24 protein-coding genes are annotated in these 23825 nt (G+C 53.9%); 15 read left to right on the plus strand and 9 right to left on the minus strand.

Features of this window, described 5'->3' with window-relative positions; translation table 11 throughout:
• Window positions 1-19 precede the first annotated feature (19 nt).
• Window positions 20-979 carry a DMT family transporter gene (locus tag SIB74_RS01695; RefSeq protein WP_063396239.1) on the plus strand — a complete coding sequence of 320 codons (960 nt, stop codon included), beginning with the start codon at window positions 20-22 and terminating at the stop codon, window positions 977-979.
• 118 nt (window positions 980-1097) lie between these two features.
• On the plus strand, window positions 1098-2939 hold the full coding sequence (locus SIB74_RS01700) for an ArnT family glycosyltransferase (protein ID WP_063396238.1): 1842 nt from the start codon (window positions 1098-1100) through the stop codon (window positions 2937-2939).
• Window positions 2940-3137: 198 nt separating this feature from the next.
• Here the strand turns inward: SIB74_RS01700 and SIB74_RS01705 are convergent, their stop codons facing one another.
• Window positions 3138-3962 (minus strand): calcium-binding protein, encoded by an 825-nt coding sequence (locus SIB74_RS01705; protein WP_063396237.1) that lies wholly within the window; start codon window positions 3960-3962, stop codon window positions 3138-3140.
• Between the two features lie 490 nt (window positions 3963-4452).
• Here SIB74_RS01705 and SIB74_RS01710 point away from each other — a divergent pair, with 490 nt between their 5' ends.
• Window positions 4453-4671 (plus strand): hypothetical protein, encoded by a 219-nt coding sequence (locus SIB74_RS01710; RefSeq protein ID WP_063396235.1) that lies wholly within the window; start codon window positions 4453-4455, stop codon window positions 4669-4671.
• Window positions 4672-4781: 110 nt separating this feature from the next.
• On the opposite strand, the gene SIB74_RS01715 is transcribed toward SIB74_RS01710, so the two are convergent.
• Complete coding sequence (locus tag SIB74_RS01715; RefSeq protein WP_063396234.1) at window positions 4782-5324, minus strand: DUF721 domain-containing protein; 543 nt, start codon at window positions 5322-5324, stop codon at window positions 4782-4784.
• 66 nt (window positions 5325-5390) lie between these two features.
• On the opposite strand from SIB74_RS01715, the gene SIB74_RS01720 reads away from it, so the two are divergent.
• From SIB74_RS01720 to SIB74_RS01740, 5 genes are all read left to right on the plus strand, one after another.
• On the plus strand, window positions 5391-6194 hold the full coding sequence (locus SIB74_RS01720; RefSeq protein WP_063396233.1) for a PspA/IM30 family protein: 804 nt from the start codon (window positions 5391-5393) through the stop codon (window positions 6192-6194).
• Window positions 6195-6319: 125 nt separating this feature from the next.
• Window positions 6320-7516: an aminotransferase class I/II-fold pyridoxal phosphate-dependent enzyme gene (locus SIB74_RS01725; protein ID WP_063396232.1), complete on the plus strand. Its 1197-nt coding sequence runs from the start codon at window positions 6320-6322 to the stop codon at window positions 7514-7516.
• Window positions 7503-8261, plus strand: a complete 759-nt coding sequence (locus SIB74_RS01730; RefSeq protein WP_063396231.1) for a biotin--[acetyl-CoA-carboxylase] ligase — start codon at window positions 7503-7505, stop codon at window positions 8259-8261. The genes SIB74_RS01725 and SIB74_RS01730 overlap by 14 nt, the downstream gene beginning before the upstream one ends.
• A 51-nt stretch (window positions 8262-8312) precedes the next feature.
• On the plus strand, window positions 8313-9284 hold the full coding sequence (locus SIB74_RS01735) for a M23 family metallopeptidase (protein WP_063396230.1): 972 nt from the start codon (window positions 8313-8315) through the stop codon (window positions 9282-9284).
• Window positions 9285-9652: 368 nt separating this feature from the next.
• Window positions 9653-10111 carry a hypothetical protein gene (locus SIB74_RS01740; RefSeq protein ID WP_063396229.1) on the plus strand — a complete coding sequence of 153 codons (459 nt, stop codon included), beginning with the start codon at window positions 9653-9655 and terminating at the stop codon, window positions 10109-10111.
• A 287-nt stretch (window positions 10112-10398) separates the two neighbouring features.
• On the opposite strand, the gene SIB74_RS01745 is transcribed toward SIB74_RS01740, so the two are convergent.
• The 4 genes from SIB74_RS01745 to SIB74_RS01760 all read right to left on the minus strand — a co-directional run bounded on the left by SIB74_RS01745 (window position 10399) and on the right by SIB74_RS01760 (window position 13923).
• The gene (locus SIB74_RS01745; RefSeq protein ID WP_063396228.1) at window positions 10399-11121 is read right to left on the minus strand and encodes a response regulator transcription factor; all 723 of its coding nucleotides are present in this window, start codon (window positions 11119-11121) and stop codon (window positions 10399-10401) included.
• An 84-nt stretch (window positions 11122-11205) separates the two neighbouring features.
• The gene (locus SIB74_RS01750) at window positions 11206-11622 is read right to left on the minus strand and encodes a response regulator (RefSeq protein ID WP_063396227.1); all 417 of its coding nucleotides are present in this window, start codon (window positions 11620-11622) and stop codon (window positions 11206-11208) included.
• The gene (locus SIB74_RS01755; protein ID WP_011825299.1) at window positions 11619-12359 is read right to left on the minus strand and encodes an ABC transporter ATP-binding protein; all 741 of its coding nucleotides are present in this window, start codon (window positions 12357-12359) and stop codon (window positions 11619-11621) included. Before SIB74_RS01755 ends, SIB74_RS01750 begins: the two co-directional genes overlap by 4 nt.
• Complete coding sequence (locus SIB74_RS01760) at window positions 12352-13923, minus strand: NAD(P)H-quinone oxidoreductase subunit N (RefSeq protein ID WP_063396226.1); 1572 nt, start codon at window positions 13921-13923, stop codon at window positions 12352-12354. Before SIB74_RS01760 ends, SIB74_RS01755 begins: the two co-directional genes overlap by 8 nt.
• 127 nt (window positions 13924-14050) lie before the next feature.
• Between SIB74_RS01760 and topA the strand changes: the two genes are divergently transcribed.
• The 5 genes from topA to SIB74_RS01785 all read left to right on the plus strand — a co-directional run bounded on the left by topA (window position 14051) and on the right by SIB74_RS01785 (window position 20135).
• Window positions 14051-16750 carry a type I DNA topoisomerase gene (gene topA, locus SIB74_RS01765; protein ID WP_197463299.1) on the plus strand — a complete coding sequence of 900 codons (2700 nt, stop codon included), beginning with the start codon at window positions 14051-14053 and terminating at the stop codon, window positions 16748-16750.
• A complete protein-coding gene (locus SIB74_RS01770; protein WP_063396224.1) occupies window positions 16750-17226 on the plus strand; it encodes a hypothetical protein in 477 nt (158 codons plus the stop codon). Before topA ends, SIB74_RS01770 begins: the two co-directional genes overlap by 1 nt.
• Window positions 17227-17294: 68 nt before the next feature.
• A complete protein-coding gene (locus tag SIB74_RS01775; protein WP_063396415.1) occupies window positions 17295-17903 on the plus strand; it encodes a DUF2232 domain-containing protein in 609 nt (202 codons plus the stop codon).
• Window positions 17875-19086 carry a nicotinate-nucleotide--dimethylbenzimidazole phosphoribosyltransferase gene (locus SIB74_RS01780; RefSeq protein WP_063396223.1) on the plus strand — a complete coding sequence of 404 codons (1212 nt, stop codon included), beginning with the start codon at window positions 17875-17877 and terminating at the stop codon, window positions 19084-19086. The genes SIB74_RS01775 and SIB74_RS01780 overlap by 29 nt, the downstream gene beginning before the upstream one ends.
• A 29-nt stretch (window positions 19087-19115) precedes the next feature.
• Window positions 19116-20135: an ABC transporter substrate-binding protein gene (locus SIB74_RS01785; protein WP_063396222.1), complete on the plus strand. Its 1020-nt coding sequence runs from the start codon at window positions 19116-19118 to the stop codon at window positions 20133-20135.
• Here the strand turns inward: SIB74_RS01785 and SIB74_RS01790 are convergent.
• Window positions 20124-21260: an aldo/keto reductase gene (locus tag SIB74_RS01790; RefSeq protein WP_063396221.1), complete on the minus strand. Its 1137-nt coding sequence runs from the start codon at window positions 21258-21260 to the stop codon at window positions 20124-20126. The two genes, SIB74_RS01785 and SIB74_RS01790, sit on opposite strands and share 12 nt — an antisense overlap.
• A complete protein-coding gene (locus SIB74_RS01795; RefSeq protein WP_231906089.1) occupies window positions 21257-21853 on the minus strand; it encodes a bifunctional nuclease family protein in 597 nt (198 codons plus the stop codon). Before SIB74_RS01795 ends, SIB74_RS01790 begins: the two co-directional genes overlap by 4 nt.
• Before the next feature lie 69 nt (window positions 21854-21922).
• On the opposite strand from SIB74_RS01795, the gene SIB74_RS01800 reads away from it, so the two are divergent.
• Together SIB74_RS01800 and SIB74_RS01805 are read left to right on the plus strand one after the other, a co-directional pair.
• On the plus strand, window positions 21923-22585 hold the full coding sequence (locus SIB74_RS01800; protein ID WP_063396220.1) for a riboflavin synthase: 663 nt from the start codon (window positions 21923-21925) through the stop codon (window positions 22583-22585).
• A 92-nt stretch (window positions 22586-22677) separates the two neighbouring features.
• Window positions 22678-23268 carry an HdeD family acid-resistance protein gene (locus SIB74_RS01805; RefSeq protein WP_063396219.1) on the plus strand — a complete coding sequence of 197 codons (591 nt, stop codon included), beginning with the start codon at window positions 22678-22680 and terminating at the stop codon, window positions 23266-23268.
• A gap of 103 nt (window positions 23269-23371) precedes the next feature.
• On the opposite strand, the gene SIB74_RS01810 is transcribed toward SIB74_RS01805, so the two are convergent.
• Complete coding sequence (locus SIB74_RS01810) at window positions 23372-23734, minus strand: AbrB family transcriptional regulator (protein ID WP_011825310.1); 363 nt, start codon at window positions 23732-23734, stop codon at window positions 23372-23374.
• Window positions 23735-23825 lie beyond the last annotated feature (91 nt).

Genomic DNA, 23825 nt, shown 5'->3' on the forward strand with positions numbered 1-23825 from the left:
GAACCTGCTTGTTGCCTTCATGTTGTCAATACGGCACTGGCTGTTGATGGTCCTGCCCTTTGCCCTTTGGGGTACGGCCATGGCTGCGATGACACCTCTGGTGATTTCGGGCGGACCGCTTCTGGTTGCTTGTCTGCGCCTTTTGCCAGCAGGAGTTGTCATCCTGCTGGCCTTGCCGTCGTTGGGACGTCACTGGGCTATCGCCTCAACTGACAGGATTTGGTTCCTGGTCTTTACGGTTGTTGATGCATGTCTTTTCCAAATGTTCCTGGTCAAGGGCTTGGCCTATACCGGAGCAGGGATGGGATCGGTGCTGATTGACTCCCAGCCATTGCTGGTAGCTCTGCTGGCACGCAGCCTCTTTGGAGAGTCCATTAACCCAGTTGGCTGGATGGGTTTGATGTTCGGTTTGGTCGGGATTATCTGCCTTGGTGCCCCGCCGGATTTGTTGCGCCATTGGTGGTTGCTAGGCGAACAGGCGTCTGGTTCCAGTTTGTTGGAGCAAGGTGAAGGCTGGATGCTCGCAGCAGCCATCGCCATGGCCTTAGGCACAGTGCTGAGCAGGTATGCCTGCCGGAGCAGTGATCCCGTTGCGGTCACTGGTTGGCACATGGTGTTGGGCAGCTTGCCGTTACTGCTCTGGCACAGTTTTGATCGCACATGGCCTTTGTGGCCTGATTGGACTGGCTTTGATTGGGGATTGATGGCTTACGCCAGCTTGTTTGGCAGTGCCCTGGCCTATGGATTGTTCTTTTGGCTCGTCAATCGGGAGGAGCTCACAAGCTTTAGCACCCTGGCATTCCTTACACCGGTGTTTGCCCTTGCTGCTGGTGGCGTTTGGCTAGGAGAACGGCTTCAGCCTCTGCAATGGTTCGGGGTGGCTTTGGTCCTGTTTTCTGTGCTTGTTGTGAGTCAGCGTCGTCGACTATGGGAACCGGTTGAAGTTGACTCGGATGTGTTGCCGGGGGAAATCGGTTGATTTTATTTCGTTCCTTGCGCTTGGATGGAGATGGTCCACTCTGCTGGCCTGCCCCTATGGCACTTCAGAAGATATTGGGTCTGCTCAGGAACATAGCCAGGGATGCCACCATCACTAGATGGTGCTGACGTTTGCTGCGACGGTGTTGCTGTCTCCTCTTCAACGGCGTCGAGGCCTGCTGCTGATCCTGGCGTTTGGGGTAGCGCTCTGCCTTTGGCAGTTAGGAGAATCTGGTTTGGTTGATGAAACCCCGCCTCTCTTTGCCGCGGCAGGTCGTGCCATGAGTACTACAGGAGATTGGCTGACGCCGAGGGTTAATGGTCTGCCTCGCTTCGACAAGCCTCCTCTGGTGTATTGGCTAATGGGGTTGGTTTATGCCTTGCCCGGCCATGAGGTTTGGGACCCATTAGGGACATGGGCGGCACGTCTTCCTTCTGCGCTTGCATCTGTCGTGATGATGCTGGCCCTTGGTGACACTGTGATGTGTTGGCCCCAGAAGGATGACGCTTGTCCACGCCGAACAGGTGTTGCGGTGGCCTTGGCCTTTGCTCTTTCGCCACTGGTCATGGTCTGGAGTCGGGTTGCTGTTAGCGATGCCTTGTTTTGCAGCACCTTGGGGGTGAGTTTGCTTCTGCAGTGGCGCCGCTTTGCTGCCCCGAGTACCCAGCCATGGTGGTTGGCCTGGCTTGTTTTGGGTTTAGCAGTGCTGACCAAAGGACCAGCGGCCGTCGTGCTGACTGGCTTGGTGCTTGTTCTATTTGCTTTGCTGCAGTGGAATCTGACCAGCCTTTGGCAGCGGTTGCGCCCTCTGCCTGGTTTGTTGATTACTGCCCTGATCAGCCTGCCTTGGTATGTGGCGGAATTGCTTGTGGAGGGACAACCTTTTTGGGATAGCTTCTTCGGCTATCACAACCTTCAACGCTTCACATCAGTAGTCAATAGTCACCTGCAGCCTTGGTGGTTTTTCGGGCCTGTCTTGGTGGTTGCGTCCCTGCCATTTACTCCCTTGCTGATCCTTGGGCTGTTGCAGGCCTTCGTTCCAGTCAGGAAGGGCGGCGCGCTTTGCCAGACAGAGCCTGAGGGATCTCTGCAGAGTTTTGCGGCCTGTTGGCTGCTAGCTGTGTTGCTGCTATTCACTTGCGCTGCCACAAAGTTGCCAAGTTATTGGTTGCCTGCGACACCGGCGGCCGCGTTGTTGATTGGATTGGCCGCAAGTGTTTCCCCTCAACAGCGACTAGGTCTTGTTTGGGCATGGGGCGGATCAGTTGTTTTGGCGGGATTTTTAGCGGCAGGGCTGTGGGCTTCACCGTTCTGGGTTAAATGGATTTATGACCCGGAGATGCCCACCCTTGCGGCAGAACTGCTGGCTAGTCGTCTTGTACTTAGGGCAGCAGTTTTTTTCAGTCTTTCGGTGCTACTTGGGATCTGGTTGGCTTGGCGGCCACGGCCTGGGCGATTGCTGGCCCTTCAAGGGCCATTGGTTGCTTTCCAATTGTTTTCGTTCTTACCGATGTGGGCGTTGGGTGACAAGGTGCGCCAGTTGCCTGTAAGGCAAGTTGCTCATCTGTTGGTCGCTTCTCAGAAGTCTCGCGAACCCTTGGTGATGGTTGGGGCAATCAAACCTTCACTTCACTTCTATACCGATCAGGTGGTGGTTTATGAGGGGCGCTCTGCGGGGGCGTTAGTGAACCTGGATGATCGATTACGAGAAGAAGAGCGCAGGGGATGGTCAGGTCTGCCTATTGAGGGATTCATGGGATCTTCAACCGCTCTCGTGGTGATTGATCAGGGCACAACGCAGCGGAGGCATTGGCAGGACCTTCAACCTGAGCTGCTTGGCAAGTTCGGGATCTATAGGGTTTGGCGGTTGGATCGTCGGACTCTTGAGAAGCGAGCGAATCAGCTCAAAGCTGAAGGTTTCCAAACTGATTGGCGGCAACCACGACCTGAGCGTTTCTGATGTTTTGGTTGTTTTAATTGCTTGATGAAGTGGGTGCTTCGGCCTGCTCTTGTCATTTGCTTTTGGACCACCATGCGAGCAAAGAGAAGAGCAACTTCTGCTCCGGCTCTTCTCGGTCGAGGAGCAAAGCTACGGCAAGCGCAAAGAAACCCCCCGGCCGAATTGACCGGGGGTCGATCATGCGCTTGAGCTCAAACCTCAGATGCCGAAACTATCCAGTAGAAAAGGGTTGGCTAAGAAAGCATCACTGCTTTCGGTCTCGACATTGATCTGATCAGCAAGACCTCCCGCAATGATCCTGGCGTCACTGATACCAGGATCGAAGCCGACAGCAATGCCTTCGATCACGCCTGCGATCAGTTGCTTTTCCCCGTCCCAAACATTTATCACCGCATCAGCTCCGTCCACTGTTACCCACACATCATTGTGTGAAACTACACCCGGCAAAATCACATAATCATCGGCAACATTGAAATCAGTGATCCGATCTGCTTCAGCAATGTTGGTGGAGGCACTCATATAACCATCATGCGTCAAATTGGTGCGCAGCATGAACAGGTCGCTGCCACCGCCCCCTTCAAGAAAATCCTTACCAACGGCACCGAGCAGCACATCGCGGCTGTTGCCGCCAAAGATGTGATCTGAGCCTTTGCCCCCCCGTAAAATCGAGCTGTCATCGGACCCCCAGATCCAGTCATCACCCCAGGCGGCATGCAAGAAATCATTGCCTCCAATACCACCATCCAAGCTGTCTGAATCCTTTCCGCCGCGTAAGTGATCACGACTGTCCCAGCTACCCCATAGGGAATCGCTACCACGGTTACCCCTCACCATATTGTCCCAACCAAGGGAATCAAAATTGGTGCCCTGGTAAAAGTCATTACCGCTGTGCAGAAAGGTTTCTTTGCCGCGAATCAGCTCATAACCAGCATTAGCATCAACCCAATCGTCACTTTCTGAGAAATAGGCTTTTTGATCATCACCAACCAAATATTGGTGGGATTCTTGACTGAAGAGAACCATGGTGAATACCTCTGAAATTGGTTTGTTGTGAAAAACGAAGCAGTGGCTTGTTTGCCCCTGTTGAACACACCATCGCCGAATTCAATCGCCTAGGTATTGATCTAGATCAAGTCATCCTGTGATCCTGCTCACTCGCTATCTAGCCACTCCTTGATTCTATTTTCGCAATGCTATTATTGACATAATATGCACCAAATCAACACCTTGAATAATAGACTTTATTCCTAAATTTACTTGACGTAATCCTTCCTCCAAGCATGTCTGTTTTAGGATGTTTTTCGTGGCCAAAATAGAATTTCATTGGCTCTAATTTGGCAATGGATTTTATCCTTTCTCCTCCTTGGCTTTTGCCTTTGACCTGCTGATAGATAGTCCTAGCATTCTCTAATGCCTTCACTCTTTCTGCAGTGCAAAGTACCTTGAAAAAATCTTTCTTTTTGTCTACATCAAAAATCCTCAAGTAATACCTTTTACTCTTGCTTTCCCTTAAATGACTTGCTTTGAGGGATCTTCAACCGCTCTCGTGGTGATTGATCAGGGCACAACGCAGCGGAGGCATTGGCAGGACCTTCCACCTGAGCTGCTTGGCAAGTTCGGGATCTATAGGGTTTGGCGGTTGGATCGTCGGACTCTTGAGAAGCGAGCGAATCAGCTCAAAGCTGAAGGTTTCCAAACTGATTGGCGGCAACCACGACCTGAGCGTTTCTGATGTTTTGGTTGTTTTAATTGCTTGATGAAGTGGGTGCTTCGGCCTGCTCTTGTCATTTGTTTTTGGACCACCATGCGAGCAAGACGTCTTGCATGGTGCGTGAGCAGGATTTAAGCGTTGGTCTCCGATTGGGGCGGGTCAGCAAGTTGAAGTCTTCTACAGAAACCACATCGTCCCCAGAGGGCCATTTCTCCAGCTGGGGCAGGACTACCGCAGGCCTGACAGGCGGCCATTCCATGAACATCAATTCTGCTTGGATGTCGTGCCCAGATGCTGGCTTCACTTTCCAGCTTTGGGGTGCTCCCGGGGTGGTGTTGTTGAATGCGGAGATCTTTGATGTCATGGCCCGCGGCACGCAGGGCTGCCAAGAGTTGGGGGCGGTTATAGAGCAGGGCCTGCCTCCACTGAGGATGGCTGGCACCGATGATCAAAACCCCTTGGCGAACGTTGAGTGGGCGGCAGTGAGGGGCAAGCAGGGGACCTGCCAGTCGGGGCCATTCTTGCCAGAGACCAGACATGGAGCCTTGTCGCTTCCAGTCACGCTTAATGGATTCAAGGCAGTTGCAGAGGGCTGTGACTGGGGCGGGAGGCGCTTCTTGCAGCACTTCTCCTCGACCAAGCCGTTTGCGTTGCTGATCGGGAGCTATGGCCATCTCAAAAGCCTAAGTGGAGTCTTGGCTCCAGCTCGCTAGCCTCCGAGAGGTCTTTTCAATGCCTCGATGGGCTTCTTTGACCGGTTAAGTCGCTTATTACGTGCCAATCTCAACGATCTCGTGAGTAAGGCCGAGGATCCCGTCAAGATCCTTGATCAATCGGTTGCGGACATGCAAGCCGATTTGGTCAAGTTGCGACAGGCTGTTGCTATGGCCATCGCCAGTCAGAAGCGGCTTCGCAATCAGGCTGATCAGGCTGAGGGTCAAGTTAGAACCTGGTACGAACGTGCTGAGCTGGCTCTTAAGAAGGGTGAGGAGGATCTCGCGAAGGAAGCCCTTACTCGTCGTAAGGGTTTCCAGGAATCTTCTACGGCGCTCACCAACCAGCTCAAAGGGCAGGAAGGGCAGGTGGAGACTCTCAAGCGGAGCCTAGTGGCTCTTGAGGGCAAGATCGCCGAGGCCAGAACCAAGAAGGACATGCTCAAGGCCAGAGCACAGGCGGCAAAGGCCCAGCAGCAATTACAGAGCGCTGTGGGCAATCTTGGCACTAACTCTGCAATGGCGGCCTTTGATCGTATGGAAGACAAGGTCCAGGCCTTGGAAGCCAGTAGTCAGGCTGCCGCTGAGCTCGCCGGTGCTGATCTTGAGAGTCAGTTTGCTGCTTTGGAAGGTGGAAATGATGTCGAGGATGAACTATCTGCTCTTCGTCAGCGTCTTGAGGGGGGGGCTGAGGCAGTGGCTTTGCCCGCCGCGGAGACGTCTTCACTTGAGGAGAGTAAGGATGCCAATGGCCCAGAGGTAGAGGCTGTCAAGGTGGCTGAGGTGGATGCTGAGTTGGACGAACTGAAGCGCGCCATCGACAAGCTCTGAAAGGGGATGGATTTCATCGGCAGATCATTGTGCTGCAAGATGTCTTGCCTCCTTTGCGGAGTTCTTAACGGCTGCTTATTGGATGTAGTAACCGATCACCAAAACACAGTTTTAGCTTTCCGTTGATGGCGACTTCAAGGCGTCTAGGCAGATTGGGTCGTGGCGTTTTTGACCGCAATGACCGCCGTAAGCAGGCTTATCGCCTGGCTAACGCAGGCCCTCAAAGTTTGCCTCTGCTGGATTTGTCACTGGGGTCCACAGACTTATCACCGCCAGCGGTGGCACTTGAGGCTATTGAAGTTGCTCTACGGGCACCTGAGAGCTCTTCCTATTGCTTGCATGCTTCGACGAGGCCCTTTCGGGAGGCGGTCGCTGCGTGGAGTCAGAGGCGCTTCGGTGTCAGCGTTGATCCAGATCGGGAAGTGTTGTTGTTGGTCGGTTCACAGGAGGGAACGGCCCACCTGCCTTTGGCAGTTTTGGATCCTGGGGATTCTGCCTTGATTCTGGATCCTGCTTATCCTTCACACCGGGGTGGGTTGATTTTGGCCGATGCCCGTATTGAACGACTGCTGCTACGACCGGAGCAGGAATGGCGACCTGACTTCCAGGCTTTAAGCAACAGCCAGTGGGACCAGTTGCGGATGATGGTTTTTGGGTTTCCTCATAACCCCACAGCCCAGGTAGGAGAACAGAGCTGGTTGGCGGAAGCCATGGATCTGGGCATCCGTCATCAAGTGGTGGTTGCTCACGACAATCCTTATGTGGATTTGGCACTGGACGGTGAGGCGCCAGCTCTGTTGCGTTGTCCTGGTTGGAGGGAATGCGGGATTGAGTTTTTCTCCTTCTCCAAGGCCTGGTGCTTGGGGGGGTTCCGATTGGCCTTTGCGATTGGTGCTGAACATTTGATTACAGCCCTACGTGAGCTCAAGGGTGTCGTGGATTTCAACCAATCCTTGGCGTTACAGAGAGGCGCCATAGCCGCCCTTACCGATGCCCAAGATTGGCCTCAAGAGATTCTTGGGGTTTACCGGGAGCGCAGAGACAGGACCCTGGCAGCTCTACAAGCATTGGGTTGGCATGCTCCTTGTCCATCAATGGCGCTTTATCTTTGGTTGCCGATTCCAGCCTGGGCAAAACAGCAGAACTACAACGATGAGACTTTGGCGGCAGATCTTTTGGATCAGACTGGAGTTGCCTTGACGCCTGGATCAGGTTTTGGTTCCGGCGGGGATGGTTGGCTGCGCCTGGCCCTGGTCCATCCGGTGGAAGATTTGGAGGCGGCAGTTGCCCGGATGTGGGCTTGGTGGCATGCGCACATCTGAGTCATGGACTGGTGCTGCTGCGGTTGCCCGTTTGTGGCGTAGGCAGTCTTGCGGGGCTAGGCCATGGCAGTTGCGATGGCAGCCGGTCTGTGCGAGTACTGAGTTGATGTTGTCTGATTGGCTGAAGCAGCAGCCTTGTTCAGCTCAGCAGCCTCGGGCCTTGTTTGCTGATCGCCAGACCCATGGGAGGGGACAGCGTGGTCGGGTCTGGCAGTCACCGATCGGTGGGGTTTGGATCAGTGCCGCTTTGCCCTGGTTTGATGCTCAGTGCTCTGCCGGTATTTTTGGAGTAGCAGTGGCTGTGGCGCTGGCTGAAAGGCTCGAGCGGCGGGGAGTGCCCGTGAGTATCAAGTGGCCTAACGATTTGATGGTGGGGAACCGTAAATTGGCTGGTCTCTTGCCGAGATTGGTGCACCGTGGCAGTCGCGTCAGGCTGGCACGCATTGGACTTGGCCTGAATGTTTGCAACCGTGTGCCCAGAGAAGGGATTGCCTTAGATGAGTTGCTTCGATCAGGCCAGTGTCAGCCTTTGGTCTGGATGGCAGAAGTGCTATGCGCTCTTGATCGAACCATGGATTTGGCTGGTCGAGCGGATTGGGTTTGCGCCGAAGCTGAGCGACGCCTCTGGACAAAGCAGGTTCGTGATCCGAAGGGTGGTGAACTCTGGGACGTGATCGGACTTGGACTGGATGGGTCGCTTTTGCTGAGCCAGGGTTCTCGGACCATGCGCTGGACACGTTGGTGATAACTGAGTTGGACTTTTTCTATAGTTTTTCTCGTCTGAGGATCCGATCGGGTGCCGTTTCGCTGGTTCGCTGCTGCATGGCTGCTTTCAGTGCCTGTCCTTGCCAAGCCAATGGATCCTGTTACTCCAGCGGTTCGGCAAGCACCGTTATTGCCTGCGCGTGAGGCTAGTCAGCTTGAGCGGCCGCAAAGGTTTGATCAATCTCTTGAAGAGCTGGAGCGCAACAAGGTGATCACTTCAGCGGAACGCCGACAGTTGGAGGGGCATGCGGTGGGTTTGACGATCGATGTGCCTCGGATGCAGCAGGCCTGTCGTAGTGGTGCTCTTTCAGCCAAGGAATGTGCCAGTGGCGTTGCTCTTCGCTCCAGGGGGCGTCGAGGTCGTTCCCAGTTCAGCTTGCTGCGCCGTGGCCCTGGCGGTCGGCTATTGCCGCCGCTTACGGTTCCGGTTTCGGCATTGTTGGCAGGCTCTGGGAGTGGCTTCAGCTTGGCTTCAGTGTTTGCGGTGACTCCGAGGCCCAAGCCCCTGCGAGGGAATGGAGATCGTCAGCTTCTTTTCCCGATCATTGGTGGGGCTTTTACCAGTAGTGAATTCGGCATGCGTTTGCATCCTGTGATTGGCAGTTGGTTGATGCATGCGGGTAAAGACCTAGCCGCACCAGAAGGTGCTCCGGTGGTGGCTGCATTAACGGGAACTGTTGTCAGTAGCGGCCTAGCTGGGGGCTATGGCATTGCTGTTGAACTGGAACATGATGCTCCTCGCAGGCGCACGCTTTATGGGCATCTTTCAGAGATTTATCTGCGGCCGGGTCAGCGGGTTCGTCAAGGGGAGGTGATTGGTAGGGTTGGTAGTACCGGCTTAAGCACTGGTCCACATCTCCATTTCGAATTGAGACGCCCTCAGGGTGGCGGTTGGGTTCCGATGGATCCCGGTGAGTTGGATCTCAATCCACTCATGGCTTCAGGTGTCGACCCGGTTTCGCTGTTGGTCGGTCAGTTGATCGAGAGCCTCGAACGGCCTTAATCAATGAATACCTTTCTTCGCGAAGGATAAAGAAATCTTTTGATCTCTCCCAATGGAAGAACTCTGAGTATTGAGAATACAATTTGCGCAAAACTCAACAGTCAAATACCATTCAAGAGCCCACATAGGCTACACTTTTATATAATAAATTGGAGGCATGAGAAGAGTGCAAGATGAGCGCTTATAATTGAAAATTCATTCATTCTAAATTGAAAAACATAATCAAAGCTTCAGTGCCATCATCGGCAATTGGACTCTCTCTTCTAATAGGCTCGGTTCAGCCGGTTAGTGCATAGGAGAAATAGGCAAGTGAATCTCAATTAGCTCCTTACATCTAAATAGGGATTGGAATAGGATGAGGTGAAACAGTGGATGGAGATCTTCACGGTCAAAGTGTATCTGCTGATGAACGTAATGTCTTGGTTGGTGGTATAGGCATTGGATACGATTTTGGGTCTATCCGGGCTGACATGTCTGCGCATAGATGGCATGATATAGGCAGCTTCAGCGGAGGCGGCTATAAATATGACCCTAATATGAATAATTTATTTTGGAGAGTCGGCTTAGGCTTGGCTCTAGATATTCCCACTAATTCGAATTGTACGCCTTGCCTTCACGCTGGTGGAGGTCCAATTTGGGGAGATAAGACTAACGACGCAGCGTGGGTTTACGGTGGAGGTATTGGTGTTACTTACGCAGCTTCTGAAGAAGTTGATGTGCTTGGGCAAGTTAGTTACGGTTGGGCTCCTCTCCAAACAATTGATAATGTTAATACTGATGCTTCGGGTCCGTTTGGAGCTGAGGCTGGCCTTTGCTTCCGTCTCTAAATCAAGCTCGAGAATTTGATATTCAAGACGTTTTAATAAAGAATAAGATTGAGCTTTATGCACCTCTTAAGATGTGCATTTTAATGTAAACGATTGAAAGCTGTTCATGCCAATCAGCCTCAGGGAATACTGTCTGGAAGCGGGAAGATTTATTCTGCGGATACAGTTTCTAAGTCGTCTATAAAGAAAAATGCCTTTGTGGAAATGCGCTGGGGGAAGAAGTCCTTCTTCATGTGAATATAGCTTCAGGCATTTTCATTATAAAAGCCAAAGGTAATTTGTATGTATTACTCTGCTCGAAGGATGAAGCCAACCCCGCGAATTGTGTGAATCAAAGTAGCAACACCTTTTTGTTCAATCTTTTGGCGCAGATAGCGGATGTAAACGTCTAGAAGATTGTCATCTCCGAAGAAGTCCTCTCCCCATACAGCTTTCATAATGGCGTCACGCTCGTGAACTTTTCCTGCGCCAACCATTAGGAAATGTAGTAACTCATATTCTTTTACGGAAAGTTGAATCGTGCGATTGTCGCGCGTTACATCCCTTGTGCTGGTGTTCATCTTTAAGTCCGCCACTTGTATGGTCTCTGGTTGATGCTCGATGCCAGAGTCTTCTGAGAATTGCTCTGCTCTGCGTTGCATGGCTCGTAATCTGGCCATGAGCTCTTCAATGGAGAAGGGTTTGGTTAGATAGTCATCAACTCCAGCATCCAGTGCCTTGACGCGATCGGTGACATCGTCATGACCTGTGAGCATCAAGATCGGTGTCTTAATGCCACTAGAACGAATACGTTGACAGATATCGACACCTGTGAAATCAGGAAGGTTCCAATCAAGAATGATTAGGTTTGGTGATGGATCACTTCGAGCTTTGATCAACCCTGAGGCGCCATCCTCCGCCACGCTGACCTCATAACCCTCAACATCAAGCTCTAGGCGTAGAAGTTCTGTCAGCCTCGGTTCATCATCCACCAATAGGACTCTGGTTCTAGGTGATGATGCGTTAGTCATTCATGCAATAAACCTGGTGAATACTTAAGCAGTTTGTCTGGATCGAGACCTTGTGCAATCAATGGTTATGCGTGGGCCCCTCCTTCAGGGTGTGGATCCATTTAGGAGGGTGGGAAGTCTCTCGAAGAGGTCTGGTTTGATGACATAGCTTTCAGCACCGGCCTCGAGTACCTGGCGCTGCTTGCTTGGGTCACTGAGGGCGGATACAACAACAATCCTCGGCAATTTGTCATGACAAGCTTGTCGATGTAGTTGCTGCAGGCATTCCAGCCCATTCATTCCTGGCATCATCAGGTCCAGCAGAACTAAATCAATGCTCTCCAAAGAGCTTTTGTCAAGAAAGGTTTCGGCCGATTCAAAGCTCAAGACGTGATGACCTTCGTCTTGAATTTCCTCCTTGAGCAATTCACGAACTCTGGGATCGTCATCCACTATCGCCACGGTAAGAGGCTGGGTCTCACCAGATTTTTCGATGCGATTAGGGGAATCGGTTTGGTTCATTCTTTGATTGATCTGATATCAGTAGCAGCGAGCTCAGCGCTCCAGTCCCGAACGACTTGACCATCGTGGAAGCGCGCCATTCGGTCGGCCCTTTCGGAAACATCGTTTTCGTGGGTGACCAAGACCAGAGTGATCCCCTGATGATGCAACTCATCGAAAAGGTTGAGAACATCTTCTGTGGTTCTTGAGTCGAGAGCACCCGTGGGTTCATCAGCCAGCAGTAGAGCTGGTTGGTTGATAATTGCTCGGGCAATTGCAACACGCTGCTGCTGACCTCCCGAGAGTTGATTGGGGCGGTTTCCCATTTGTTTGCTGAGACCTACTCGCTCGAGAGCTTGTTCAGCTTGTTCTCTTCGCTGGACAGCAGGCACCCCGGCATAGATCATTGGCAGCATTACATTCTCCAGGGCTGTGGCCTGAGGGAGTAGGTGAAACTGCTGAAAAACAAAGCCCAGTTCTTGATTACGCAGATTCGCCAGAGCGTCATCATCGAGATCTTCGACGGCTACCCCGTTGAGCCGATAGCTGCCGCTGGTGGGACGATCCAGGCAACCGAGAATGTTCATGGCTGTGCTCTTGCCCGAGCCGCTGGCACCCATCACGGCTAAATAATCCCCTTGATACACGATCAGATTGAGATGATCTAGAGCTTTTACTGTTCCAGCTCCTTGTCCGTAGAGCTTGCTGACATCGCTTAGCACGGCGACGGGTGTGCTGCTTGCCGTTGGATTAGCCAATGGATCGTTGGCTGCCTAGAGCAATGGCTTCCTGGAGAAGCGGCGTGCCGGCTACGGCATTATTCGCCCATTGAAAGAGAGGATTTGAAAGGATCCCCCCAACGGCTGTTACAACAACGCAACCCACTAGTGCTATTCGAAGTGGAGGCATGCCAATCGTTGACCACTGGATCGATGGATAGGACTTCACGACATCGGAAGCTTCTTTTGGTTCTTTGACCACCATCATTTTGATGACAGAGATGTAGTAATAAATCGACACTACGGAGGTCACTAGGCCAACAACGACGAGGAGGTATTGATGGTCGGCCCAGCCAGCAAAGAAAAGATAGATCTTGCCAAAAAATCCGAGCATCGGAGGTATGCCACCCAAGGAAAGAAGGCAGAGGCTGAGTCCCAGCGTTATCAACGGATCCTTCTGATAGAGACCTGCATAGTCAGAAATTCGATCACTTCCCGTGCGGATCGAGAAGAGGATGATGCAGGCAAAGGCTCCCAGGTTCATGAATAGATAGGCCGCCATATAGAGAACCATTGCAGCGAAGCCGTCTTCGGTTCCGCACACCAGGCCAATCATCACGAATCCTGCCTGGCCGATGGAGCTGTAGGCCAGCATTCGCTTCATTGATGTCTGCGCCAGCGCGACGACGTTGCCCAGGGTCATGCTCAATACAGCCAGCACGGTGAAAAGCAATTTCCATTGGTTGTCGAAGGCACCGAAGCAACCAACCAACAACCTCAGTGCAAGAGCAAAGCCAGCAGCTTTAGACCCCACTGAGAGGAATGCGACCACTGGAGTTGGCGATCCTTCATAGACATCCGGGGTCCATTGGTGGAAAGGCACCGCAGCAATTTTGAAGGCCACCGTGGCAAGTACGAAGACCAGTGATAGTGCGGCCAGTGGAGTCGGGCTGGTGAGTAAAGCAATGCCAATAGCCTGCAAGCTGGTGGTGCCGCTGAGCCCGTAGAGAAGAGAGGCGCCGTAGAGAAATACTGCTGCCGCGGCGGAGCCCACCAGCAGATATTTGAGTGCTGCTTCGGAACTACGGGCATCTCGTTTCATGTAGCCAGCCAGTAGGTAGCTCGCCACGGAGAGGGTCTCGAGGGAGACGAACACGCTCACAAGATCAGTTGAGCCGCAAAGGAGCATTGCCCCGAGGGTTGCGGCCAGAAGGATGGCAGCATATTCACCAATTGGCGCGCCGCTCTGTTCCGCGTAGCGCCAGCTGATCAGTAGTGACAGCAAGGTAGAGAGCGCCACCACGGCCCGAAAGGCAATGGCCAGGTTGTCAGCCAGAAAAGCTCCAAGGAACGAGGGTTCCAGAGGGGCATTCCATTGCTGGGCGAGGAGCACGAGTGCTGTGCCAAGGCCGGCATAACAAATGGGGGGGACCCAGCGGGCTGCAGCCTGCTCACCGGCCAAGTCCACAAGTAGGGTCGCCAGCATTGCGACGAGAACAGCCCCTTCAGGGGCAATCGCACCAGCATTCAGTGCAAGGTTGAGCAGCTCCCCTGGAGCTGCCATGGCCTGGGTGGCGAGAAGAAATACACCCATTTCGGGCATGACGCGTGCACGATCAGACCAATTTGCGTGACTGTAGCTGTGCTGCCTTGCTATACCTTATTGAGAACATCGCATCATGCAGCTTGCTTGCCGGTGCGATAAAGATTGGAACGGTTACATATCGTCTGTGGCGAACACTCTGGTCATTGTCGAAAGCCCTACCAAGGCGAGAACCATTCGAGGGTTTCTGCCCAAGGACTTCCGTGTGGAGGCCTCCATGGGCCATGTGCGCGACCTGCCCAACAACGCCAGTGAGATCCCTGCGGCCCAGAAGGGGCAGAAATGGGCCAACCTCGGCGTAAACACCACCGCGGATTTCGAACCTCTTTATGTGGTTCCGAAGGACAAAAAGAAGGTGGTCAAGGAGCTGAAGGCAGCTTTGAAGGAGGCTGATCAGCTGTTGTTGGCAACTGACGAAGATCGAGAGGGCGAAAGCATCAGCTGGCATTTGCTGCAGCTGTTGGCTCCCAAAGTGCCTGTCAAGCGGATGGTGTTTCACGAGATCACCAAAGAAGCCATTGCTAAGGCTCTTGAGCAGCCCAGAGATCTCGACATGGAGCTGGTCCATGCCCAGGAAACGCGACGGATTCTTGACCGTTTGGTGGGATACACGCTTTCGCCTCTGTTGTGGAAGAAGGTTGCATGGGGACTCTCCGCCGGTCGGGTGCAGTCAGTTTCTGTGCGGTTGCTTGTGCAGCGTGAACGTGCCCGTAGGGCTTTCCGTAGCGGCAGCTATTGGGACCTAAAGGCCAAACTTGAAAAGGGTGGTGGTCAATTTGAGGCAAAGCTCACCAGCCTGGACGGCCAGAAGATTGCTACCGGCAGTGATTTCGATGAAGCGACAGGCGCTTTAAAGGCTGGCAGAAATGTTCGACTGCTTGGCGAATCAGATGCGCTCACTCTTTCCGAGGCCGTGCGCAGCAGTCAGTGGCGGGTTGAGGCGGTGGAAGAGAAGCCAACGGTACGTAAACCGGTGCCTCCTTTCACGACAAGCACTTTGCAGCAGGAGGCAAATCGCAAGTTGCGGTTTTCGGCCAGGGAAACGATGCGGTGTGCCCAGGGGCTTTATGAGCGTGGCTTCATCACCTATATGCGAACTGACTCTGTTCATCTATCCGAGCAGGCTATTCAGGCTGCTCGGAGCTGCGTGGGGTCACGCTATGGCGATGATTATCTGAGCAAAACTCCACGTCAGTTCAGTACTAAGTCACGCAATGCCCAGGAGGCTCACGAAGCGATACGACCAGCGGGTGAAAGCTTCCGTTCCCCAAGTGAATCTGGACTTGAAGGGCGCGACATGGCCCTATATGAGTTGATTTGGAAGCGAACAGTGGCCAGCCAGATGGCCGAGGCTCGACTCACCATGCTGGCTGTTGATCTTCGTGTGGCTGATGCCAAATTTCGGGCCACGGGAAAGCGCATTGATTTCCCAGGTTTCTTTCGCGCTTACGTGGAGGGCAGTGATGATCCAGACGCTGCCTTGGAAGGCCAGGAAGTTTTGCTGCCTGATTTAGCGGTTGACGATTCGCCCACGCTGCAGGATGTGGATGCCCTCGGTCACCAGACTCAGCCGCCGGCTCGCTATAGCGAGGCTTCACTGGTGAAGATGCTCGAGAAGGAGGGCATTGGCAGGCCTTCCACCTACGCCAGCATCATCGGCACCATCGTTGATCGAGGTTATGCAGCATTGCAAAACAACTCCCTTACTCCCAGTTTCACTGCTTTTGCTGTAACCGCTCTTCTAGAGGAGCATTTCCCAGATCTTGTCGATACCAGCTTTACGGCTCGGATGGAATTCACGCTTGATGAGATTTCCACGGGTAAGGTGCAGTGGTTGCCTTATCTCGAAGGGTTCTACAAGGGCGAAAAGGGCCTTGAGAGTCAGGTTCAGCAGCGTGAAGGTGACATCGACTCCAGTGTGTCTCGCACTGTTGATCTGGAGGGATTGCCCTGTGTGGTGCGCATCGGTCGTTTTGGGGCCTATCTGGAAGCCAAACGAGTGGGTGATGACGGCGAGGAGGAATCGCTTAAGGCCACCCTCCCTCAAGAGATCACCCCTGCTGATCTTGATGCAGAGAAAGCTGAGCTGATTCTCAAGCAGAAAGCTGATGGCCCGGAATCGATTGGGGAAGACCCGGAAACCGGTGATCAGGTTTACCTCCTTTTTGGTCAGTACGGGCCTTATGTGCAACGAGGTCAGGTGGGTGAGGACAACCCCAAGCCGAAGCGGGCATCCTTGCCCAAAGGCAAGAAGCCTGATGAGCTCAGCCTTGATGAGGCACTGGGCTTACTGCGTCTGCCGCGCTTACTGGGAGATCATCCTGATGGTGGACGAATTCAGGCGGGTTTGGGTCGCTTCGGACCCTATGTGGTTTGGGATAAGAGCAAGGGAGAGAAGGACTATCGCTCCCTTAAGGGGGAGGATGACGTGCTGGCGGTGGGGCTGAGCCGTGCACTAGAGCTTTTGGCGATGCCCAAGCGGGGCAGGGGCGGCCGGACTGCGTTGAAAGACCTTGGCATCCCGGAGGGGAGTGAGGAGACGGTGCAGGTTTTTGACGGTCCCTATGGCTTGTATGTCAAGCAGGGCAAGCTCAATGCCTCGTTACCTGAAGGGAAGGGCGTCGAGGACATTTCTCTTGATGTAGCAGTGGAGCTATTGGCTGCCAAGGCTTTAAGTAAGAAGACAAGTCGACGCAAAAAGAGCACTTCAACAACCAGCAAAAAACCCGCCGCAAGCAAACCAAAAACTCGTAAACCTCCTGCTACTACAAAGACAGGTCGGTTGCGAGCCAGTGCTGTTCGGGTCATAAAGCCTGGTGAGGTTTGATGCTCAAGGTGAGTGCAAGGGGCTTACTTGCTGATGGGTTAAGCCTGTGTGTTCCGCTGCTTATGTTGATGTTGCAGTCCTGCGCCAATACGCCGTTTGGCCAGGAACTTGCGAACAGTTTTGATGCTCCCACGCAGGAGCCTGTGCCTGTCGCACCTGTTTCCAGTGATCCAGAACCCACGAACTCTTCATCTGACTCAAGAGCTCCTGATCAGGACGTGAGCAAACCGGAAGCTGCTAATCCTCAGACATCGAGACAGGTTGAGCAGAAGCCAGAGTTGGCTAGTAACCCTGTTACTCCGCAGCCTTATCGCATCACCATCAAGTTGTCCGCTGCCGATCCTTCGGCGCCCGCAGAAGCCGTCACTCAGGCATTACGAATGGCTGGAGTGACTTTTGAGGTTGAGACGATTGAACGGGTCAAGGATCAGTCTTTGATCAGAGTGCCGCCTTCCGGTATGGGAGCGCAGCCTTGATCTGGTTTGGTGGCTTGCGCAAGGGTGCGAGAGCTTCTCAACCGATAAGCCGTCGCCAGGCCCTGAGAATGATGGAGACTTCTTACCTTGCGGCTGCTTCAGCTCTGATCTGGGTGGCGCTCTATTACCTCCCTGTTGGTGGAGCCCTGTTTCGGCTGGCGTTGCCATTGCCTTTAGCCCTGCTGCATGTGCGTCGCGGTTCTAAGGCAGGGCTAGAGGGTGTTGCCCTGGCGGTGCTTTTGTTGATTGCCTTGATGGGGCCTGTTCGTGGTCCCTTGGTGCTGTTCCCTTATGGCTTTCTAGCTTTCTGGCTTGGCTGGAGTTGGCATCGTGGGCTGAGCTGGTGGGTGAGTTGGGGGTGTGGAGTTGTGATTGGAACAGCGGGTTTTCTGGTAAGAGTTGTGGTTCTGTCGCTTTTGGTGGGTGAGAACCTTTGGGTGGTGATCACCCGAGCAGGATCAGGTCTGCTTGATCGATTGGTGGACCTGCTCAATTTGCCTCTGGCCCCAGATCTCAGTCATGTGCAGCTGATGGCCTTTGCTTTGGTGGTTTTTCAAGAGTTGGTCTACGTGCTTGTTCTTCATGCGCTGGCCTTCTGGATTTTTCCTCGGCTGCAGGGACCAATTCCCGAGCCCCCCAGACTTCTGCATGGCCTCGTTGCCCTGGATCCCCTCTAATTTCAAGCCGGGTTCGCCTCCTAGAGGTCTACCTTTAGGTTGTAAAGCCTTTGGTGCAGGTGCATCTCCAGCCGCGCAGGAGAGATGGTTAAGGCCCTGGCGGGATGGGGGCCTGGGGTTTTCTTTACTGTTGGTGTTGGCTGGCACGCGTACTGCCGAGGTGGAGGGCATTTCGGCGGCAGGTGCTACCTCAGCTGCCCGTCGCTACACAGCTGTGGCAGATGCGGAACTGCTGCTTAAGGGCCCTGATAGGCCAAGGCTGTGCTCGCTTCCACCTCTTCCTGCAGGGATCTCACCGGCCCTGATTAGTTATGTTGCCGCTCGTTGGATTGGCGTAAACCCATTGGTGGCGGCGGTGGGCTTAACCCTGTCGCCACCATTCCACCATCTGCGCCTGGAGGCGCCGGGAATGGGCCCGGCTGCTTGTTTGAGTACTGGTGAGGCCATGGGTCTATCGCGTGTGCATGCTCTCTGGCAGCGTGGCTTTTGCCTTGGGCGAGGTCTTCGTCGTCCTTTGGTATTGGCCGAATGTGTCCCTGGAGGAACGACCACGGCTCAGGCTGTACTCACCGGGCTTGGCTTGCAGGTTGCTGATCTGATCAGTGGTAGTGCTCGTCAGGCACCAATGGTCTTGAAACAGGAGTTGGTTGATCGTGGATTGAGTAAAGCGGCCTTGGGGTTTAACCCTCCACCTCAGCGAGTGATTGCGGCCTTAGGTGATCCGTTTCAGCCCGTAGCTGTTGGGCTGCTACTTGGTGCAAGAGAGGCTGGTCAGCCTGTCATGCTTGGCGGTGGCAGTCAGATGGTGGCCGTGCTGGCTCTGGCCTTGGCAGCTATGGAACCATCCCATCGCCAGGACATGGTTGATGGGATTGTGCTGGGTACCACGTCTTGGCTGGCAGAGGAGGCTAAGCGTTCAGATGGCAGGCCAGGTGCACTTGAGTGTCTGATCGATTGCGTAGGGGAGTCTTTCGGTGTTCGCCTTTTGGGCTTGGCCACAGGGCTGCGTTTTCATAACAGTCAGCATCGTGCTCTTCAGGATTATGAGCTTGGATATGTCAAAGAAGGTGTTGGTGCTGGAGCCCTGGCGCTATTGGCTCAGCTTCAAGGGGCTTCTTGTGAGCAGCTGTTGGAGGCGTGTGATCAAGCTATGAACCAATTGTTGGGGACGTCTTGCTCATGAGATTTTCTCCGCTTCGTAGGGTCTGATCGATGAGTGGCGCCATGCTTGAACAAAGGCAGCTTGGACGAAGAGAGCTGCTAAAACTGGGCTTGATGGCTGGGCTGATGGGCTTAGCGAGCTGTGGACGTGCCTCAGCAGCCCCTTTGTTGAGAGCCACTCCGGAAACGTTGCCAAAGAAATGGCGGCGCAGTTTGCCCGTGCCTTGGAGCTATCAACCGATTGAAGTTGATGCAGGTAGAAACCCTTTCATCGCCGCACTCGAGCAGGGCAATGACCTGTTGGCTCTTGGTGATGGTTGGCTGACGAGCTTGCCCGCAAAAACCTTGCAGCGGATCGAAGCGCCTGGGCTTCAAGACCGGCTCGATGGTCAGGCGAGGGCCTTTCAATTCAGCCTGGGATCAGCCCTTCAGTCTCGAGTTCTGCCTGTTGGGGTCAGCCCCTGGGTGTTGCTCTTTCGTCAGGGTGATCCTTGGGCATTACAGGCAAGGTCTGGCTGGCAGGTTTTGTTAGACCCGGCTCTTAAGGGGCGGGTGGTGTTACCCCAGAGCCCCCGTCTTCTGATGTCTCTGGCTGAGAGGATGCAGGTTGCTGATGGATTGCGGCAGCTGCGTGCTCAGGCCTACACCTTTGATGATCGCCAGGGCCTCAACTGGTTAATTCAAGGGAAAGCTCGGGTCGCGGTATTGCCGCTACAGCGCTGCTTGCCGAGCTTGCGTCGTGACCCAAGGCTCAGCGTGGTACTCCCCAACAGTGGAGCCCCATTGAACTGGACTGTTCTTGTCCGGTCTGCCTTGACTCGGGAGCCATTGCCACAGCAATGGGTCGAGCAATCTTGGCAGGAGCCTCTGCTGGGACAATTGCTTGCCGGTGGCTGGATCCCTCCGTTGCCACGTGCAGAGTTGCGTCTTGCCTTAAGAGCAATTCCTAAGGCCTATCGCTCCATTGTGTTGCCATCCAAGCAGGTCTGGTCGCGTTGTTGGTCCTTACCAGTGCTTACAGCTGTTCAGCAGATTGAGCTGGATCAGCGTTGGCGCCAATCAACCCCATAGCCTGCGCCTGGGAGCTGCCGCTAGGCGTTGGTGCGTGTCAGCGAGGAGATCCGGGATCGGCAGGTGATGGGGGCAGCGGGGTAGGCATTCGCCACAGCGCTCGCAGGCGCTGCCATCAATACCTTCCCACCAGTGTCCTGCTCGTCCGATCAGGTTGTAACGCTCTTCTGTAAAAGCTTGAAGGTTATGGCCTACGGCCAGATTTCGTAGTCGTAGTAGATCTGGTATGGGTACAGAATTTGGGCAGGGCAGGCAGGCTTTGCACTGGCCGCATCGGTTTTCACCTAGGCGGCGCTCACCTTGTTGGCGTAGTTGGTTGAGAGCTCTTTGCTCGCGTTGATTGAGTGGCCCATCGGCGTTGGCCAACTGCGCAGCAAGGGTGAGGTCCTCTGGCTGAGCAGCACCAAGGCTGAGGGTGCTGATCTTTGCAGCCAGCAGGAAGCGATAGGCAAGTTGGAGAGGCGAGAGTGGCCTGCAGTCCTCAACCAGGGTTGGGCTTGGGTCTTGAAGCCGTCCTCCTTTATCAGCAGGGGAGATGGCCATCACACCCATGCCTGATGCAAGGGCCTCCTGTGCCAGGGGAATACGTTCGGGATCTAGTAGGTGCAGATGCAGGCTGCAGAATTGAAAACGACCGCTTGCTAAGGCTTCCTTGATGAGGGGAAATGAGCCATGGCTAGTGAATCCCACTTGAACAACAAGATCCTCTTCCTCAGCCCAACGCAGTAGCGCTGCGCCGTCTCCCCTTAGGGCCCACTCCAGGTGCTCAGGGCGATTGAGGCCATGAACTGCAAGGTTTTCAAGCTTTGGTCGTCCAAGTCGCGCCAAAAGGTTGTGCAATTCGCACTGCCCTTCTTTCAGGCTTAGCCCTGGCAGAAGTTTGCTGGTGATGACCCAGCCTCCAGAAGGTTCAGCTTGGTTTTGTTGCAGCTGTCGCAGAGCAGTGCCAAGAAAACTTTCTGCCGGGCCATAGGCCGGGGAGGTTTCGATGTGGTTAATGCCAGCGGCCTGGGCAGCTTTAACAACCCCATACATTTGCTCGGCTGAGCCGATTGCCCTCATCGTCCCAAGGGTGAATAGGCTCACTGCCGGTCCCCGACCAAAGGGGCGTCGTATTGGCATCATTTCTGGTGGTCGGGATCGGGATCGGGATCGGGATCTGGAGAATTGAAGGGTTCGTCTGTTTCACTTTCACGGGTTTGGAGGTGACGGACCAGAGCCGCAGGACTCACTTCATCAAGGAAGCGGCGGAATTCGTTCTGATCTTCTGCGTCAGCCTCGGCATCTACAGGAATTGAGGCTTCTGCTACGACCTCCTCGAGCATCCAGATGCTGCTTTTGGTGCGGACTGCAAGGGCGATGGCATCACTAGGACGAGCATCAATTTCAAGCAGCAGTGTTGATTCCTCAGGAGTCTTCTCTTCCTCCGGTTCTTCCTCTGATGCCTTAAGACGAAGTTTGAGTACAGCCTGGAATGTGTTGTCTTCAATCGCGTGGATGATGACCCTCTCAAGTTGAAGATTTCCTGCTTTGAGCAGGGCCACCATGAGGTCGTGGCTCAGTGGTCTTGGTATAGGTGAGTCCTGAATTCCGGCCATGATGTTGTGCGCCTGGGCTTGATCGATCCAGATCGGCACCTGTCTTCGTCCGGATGGATCCCTGAGCAGCACGATTGGGCTGCGGCTGGACGCGTCGAGTGCGAGACCGGCAACGCTCATCTCGACCACTGACCCCCCATCCCCCTTTTGTCCGATTATGGCCAGTGATGTTGCCACATACGGCCTGCCATGTTTACGGGGCTAGTTCAGGCGGTGGGACGGGTGCAGCGTCGAGCGACGGGCTTGTTGGTGCAAGGCTGTTCCCCATTAGCACCTCTGGCAGAGGGAGACAGTGTTGCTGTTGATGGGGTCTGCCTGACGGTGGCTGAATTGATCGCGGATGGTTTTCGTGCTGATGTCAGTGAGGAGACGCTTTGTCGAACCAGCCTTGGGGCCAAGGCGGATCGCGGTGGGGTTGTGAACCTTGAACCAGCCCTTCGCCTCTGCGACCGTCTCGGAGGCCATCTGGTCAGTGGCCATGTTGATGGATCTGGAGAGGTGGTGGCTCTGGATGCTCGCTCAACGTCCTGGTATCTGGAGGTCTGCTGGCAAGATCCTGCCTTCGGACGCTATGTCTGCGAAAAAGCCAGCATTGCTTTAGATGGCATCAGTCTCACTGTTGCGGGATGCGTTGAAGACGGCAGTCGGTTCTGGATAGCGGTGATAGCTCATACCTGGACGAGCACGTCTTTACAACAGTTGGAGGTTGGAGCTGTGGTGAATCTGGAGGCCGATCTGTTGGCCAAATACACCGAGCGTCTTTTGGCAGGGGCGCCTCATTTACCAATGGCAAGCAACCGGAACACTCAAGAGATCTCAACGGAGTGGCTTGCCAGCCATGGGTGGAGCTGAGTCGCTACGTCTTTTGCACATGCATCTTACAAAGCATGGCCGGATCAGGAGACCCTCAATAGCGTTCAGATGTTGTTCATTTTGAACATTTCATGACCGTTGATGAACGTCAGGATTCTTTGGTCACTTTCAAGGCCTTTGCGATTGCTGAAGGCATTGTGTTGATCGTGCTTGGTGTGTTGGCTTTGATCTTTCCGGTGGTCGCTGCAAGTTGGACGACCGGGTTGATTGCTGTGTTGTTTCTGGTGGGCGGCATCGTTGGCTGGATTAGCAACCTTGCTCGCTCTTCCCGTATGGCCCGTTGGGTTTGTTTTTGGCGTCTAGTGGTATCAACACTGTTCTTGGTAGCAGGCGCATCGATGATCTCAAATATGAAGAACCCTGCTGAAGCAGCTGTTCAGGTGGCGACATTTGCCTTGGCGATTGGCATCGTGTTTTTGGCAGAGGGTGTCGTGGCTTTCTTTACTGGACTGGAGCACGCAAAACGCTCAGGGTCTGGCTGGGCAATTGCCAATGGGGTGATCACTTTTATTCTTGGCTTGTTGATTGTGACAATGAAGTTTTGGCAGCTGTCGTGGGTACTCGGAGTATTGGTGGGAATCAGCTTTCTGTTTAGTGGCATTGACTTGATTGCCTTTAGCTCAACCCTGCACGACGACAACCAGCCCCCTGCACTCACCTGAAATGGCTAAAAAAGATCTATTCAGTTGTGCCAATTGCTAATTTTCGGGTGTTTCTAAGGCGATGTTGATGATGGAGAGACCAAAGCATTAAGGAGGGGGCAAATTACTTCTTGTCACCCTCATTTTCTAGTGGGAGCAACCAGATAGCACCTGATTCTCGGTGGATTTCGATGCGGAACTCTTGGCCAGGTTCTAGGCCGAGTCTGCGTGTATAGGCGTGCCCAATAAGCAGGTTGCCATTTCCGTGGACCCGAGTGCGAAACTCGGCCTGACGACCGCGGGAAGCCGCTGGCCCTCCACTGCTGGAGGGAAGCTTGTAACCCTTGGCTTCCACGAGAGCTCGATAGAAACTCTTGCGCAAGACACGTCCACTTGGCCCCACGTATCCGCAGCCACGAGCAATCTCATCCTCAGGACGGTTGCTGAGTGACCTGGCCTTGTCTAGAAGTTCTTTTCCGACGAGCATTTCGCCAGGTTTATTCGTGTTGATTCTGACGAATTCTTCCGACCGTGGCAAGTTATTGCTCGAACTTCTCTTGATTGAGATGTAGGGCCTT

This window comes from Prochlorococcus sp. MIT 1306 (assembly GCF_047304515.1).
In the GTDB taxonomy this organism is placed as follows: Bacteria; Cyanobacteriota; Cyanobacteriia; order PCC-6307; family Cyanobiaceae; genus Prochlorococcus; species Prochlorococcus marinus_D.

Coding starts and splice junctions, on each gene's coding strand:
- SIB74_RS01720 (WP_063396233.1), top strand. CDS start 5,391: ATGGGCTTCTTTGACCGGTTAAGTCGCTTATTACGTGCCAATCTCAAC.
- SIB74_RS01760 (WP_063396226.1), bottom strand. CDS start 13,923: ATGCCCGAAATGGGTGTATTTCTTCTCGCCACCCAGGCCATGGCAGCT.
- SIB74_RS01810 (WP_011825310.1), bottom strand. CDS start 23,734: ATGCTCGTCGGAAAAGAACTTCTAGACAAGGCCAGGTCACTCAGCAAC.
- SIB74_RS01750 (WP_063396227.1), bottom strand. CDS start 11,622: ATGAACCAAACCGATTCCCCTAATCGCATCGAAAAATCTGGTGAGACC.
- SIB74_RS01800 (WP_063396220.1), top strand. CDS start 21,923: ATGTTTACGGGGCTAGTTCAGGCGGTGGGACGGGTGCAGCGTCGAGCG.
- SIB74_RS01730 (WP_063396231.1), top strand. CDS start 7,503: ATGCGCACATCTGAGTCATGGACTGGTGCTGCTGCGGTTGCCCGTTTG.
- SIB74_RS01715 (WP_063396234.1), bottom strand. CDS start 5,324: ATGGCCATAGCTCCCGATCAGCAACGCAAACGGCTTGGTCGAGGAGAA.
- SIB74_RS01745 (WP_063396228.1), bottom strand. CDS start 11,121: ATGACTAACGCATCATCACCTAGAACCAGAGTCCTATTGGTGGATGAT.
- SIB74_RS01700 (WP_063396238.1), top strand. CDS start 1,098: ATGGTGCTGACGTTTGCTGCGACGGTGTTGCTGTCTCCTCTTCAACGG.
- SIB74_RS01695 (WP_063396239.1), top strand. CDS start 20: ATGTTGTCAATACGGCACTGGCTGTTGATGGTCCTGCCCTTTGCCCTT.
- SIB74_RS01785 (WP_063396222.1), top strand. CDS start 19,116: ATGAGTGGCGCCATGCTTGAACAAAGGCAGCTTGGACGAAGAGAGCTG.
- SIB74_RS01705 (WP_063396237.1), bottom strand. CDS start 3,962: ATGGTTCTCTTCAGTCAAGAATCCCACCAATATTTGGTTGGTGATGAT.
- SIB74_RS01775 (WP_063396415.1), top strand. CDS start 17,295: ATGATGGAGACTTCTTACCTTGCGGCTGCTTCAGCTCTGATCTGGGTG.
- SIB74_RS01710 (WP_063396235.1), top strand. CDS start 4,453: ATGACTTGCTTTGAGGGATCTTCAACCGCTCTCGTGGTGATTGATCAG.
- SIB74_RS01725 (WP_063396232.1), top strand. CDS start 6,320: ATGGCGACTTCAAGGCGTCTAGGCAGATTGGGTCGTGGCGTTTTTGAC.
- SIB74_RS01790 (WP_063396221.1), bottom strand. CDS start 21,260: ATGATGCCAATACGACGCCCCTTTGGTCGGGGACCGGCAGTGAGCCTA.
- SIB74_RS01780 (WP_063396223.1), top strand. CDS start 17,875: ATGGCCTCGTTGCCCTGGATCCCCTCTAATTTCAAGCCGGGTTCGCCT.
- SIB74_RS01795 (WP_231906089.1), bottom strand. CDS start 21,853: ATGAGCGTTGCCGGTCTCGCACTCGACGCGTCCAGCCGCAGCCCAATC.
- SIB74_RS01770 (WP_063396224.1), top strand. CDS start 16,750: ATGCTCAAGGTGAGTGCAAGGGGCTTACTTGCTGATGGGTTAAGCCTG.
- SIB74_RS01805 (WP_063396219.1), top strand. CDS start 22,678: ATGACCGTTGATGAACGTCAGGATTCTTTGGTCACTTTCAAGGCCTTT.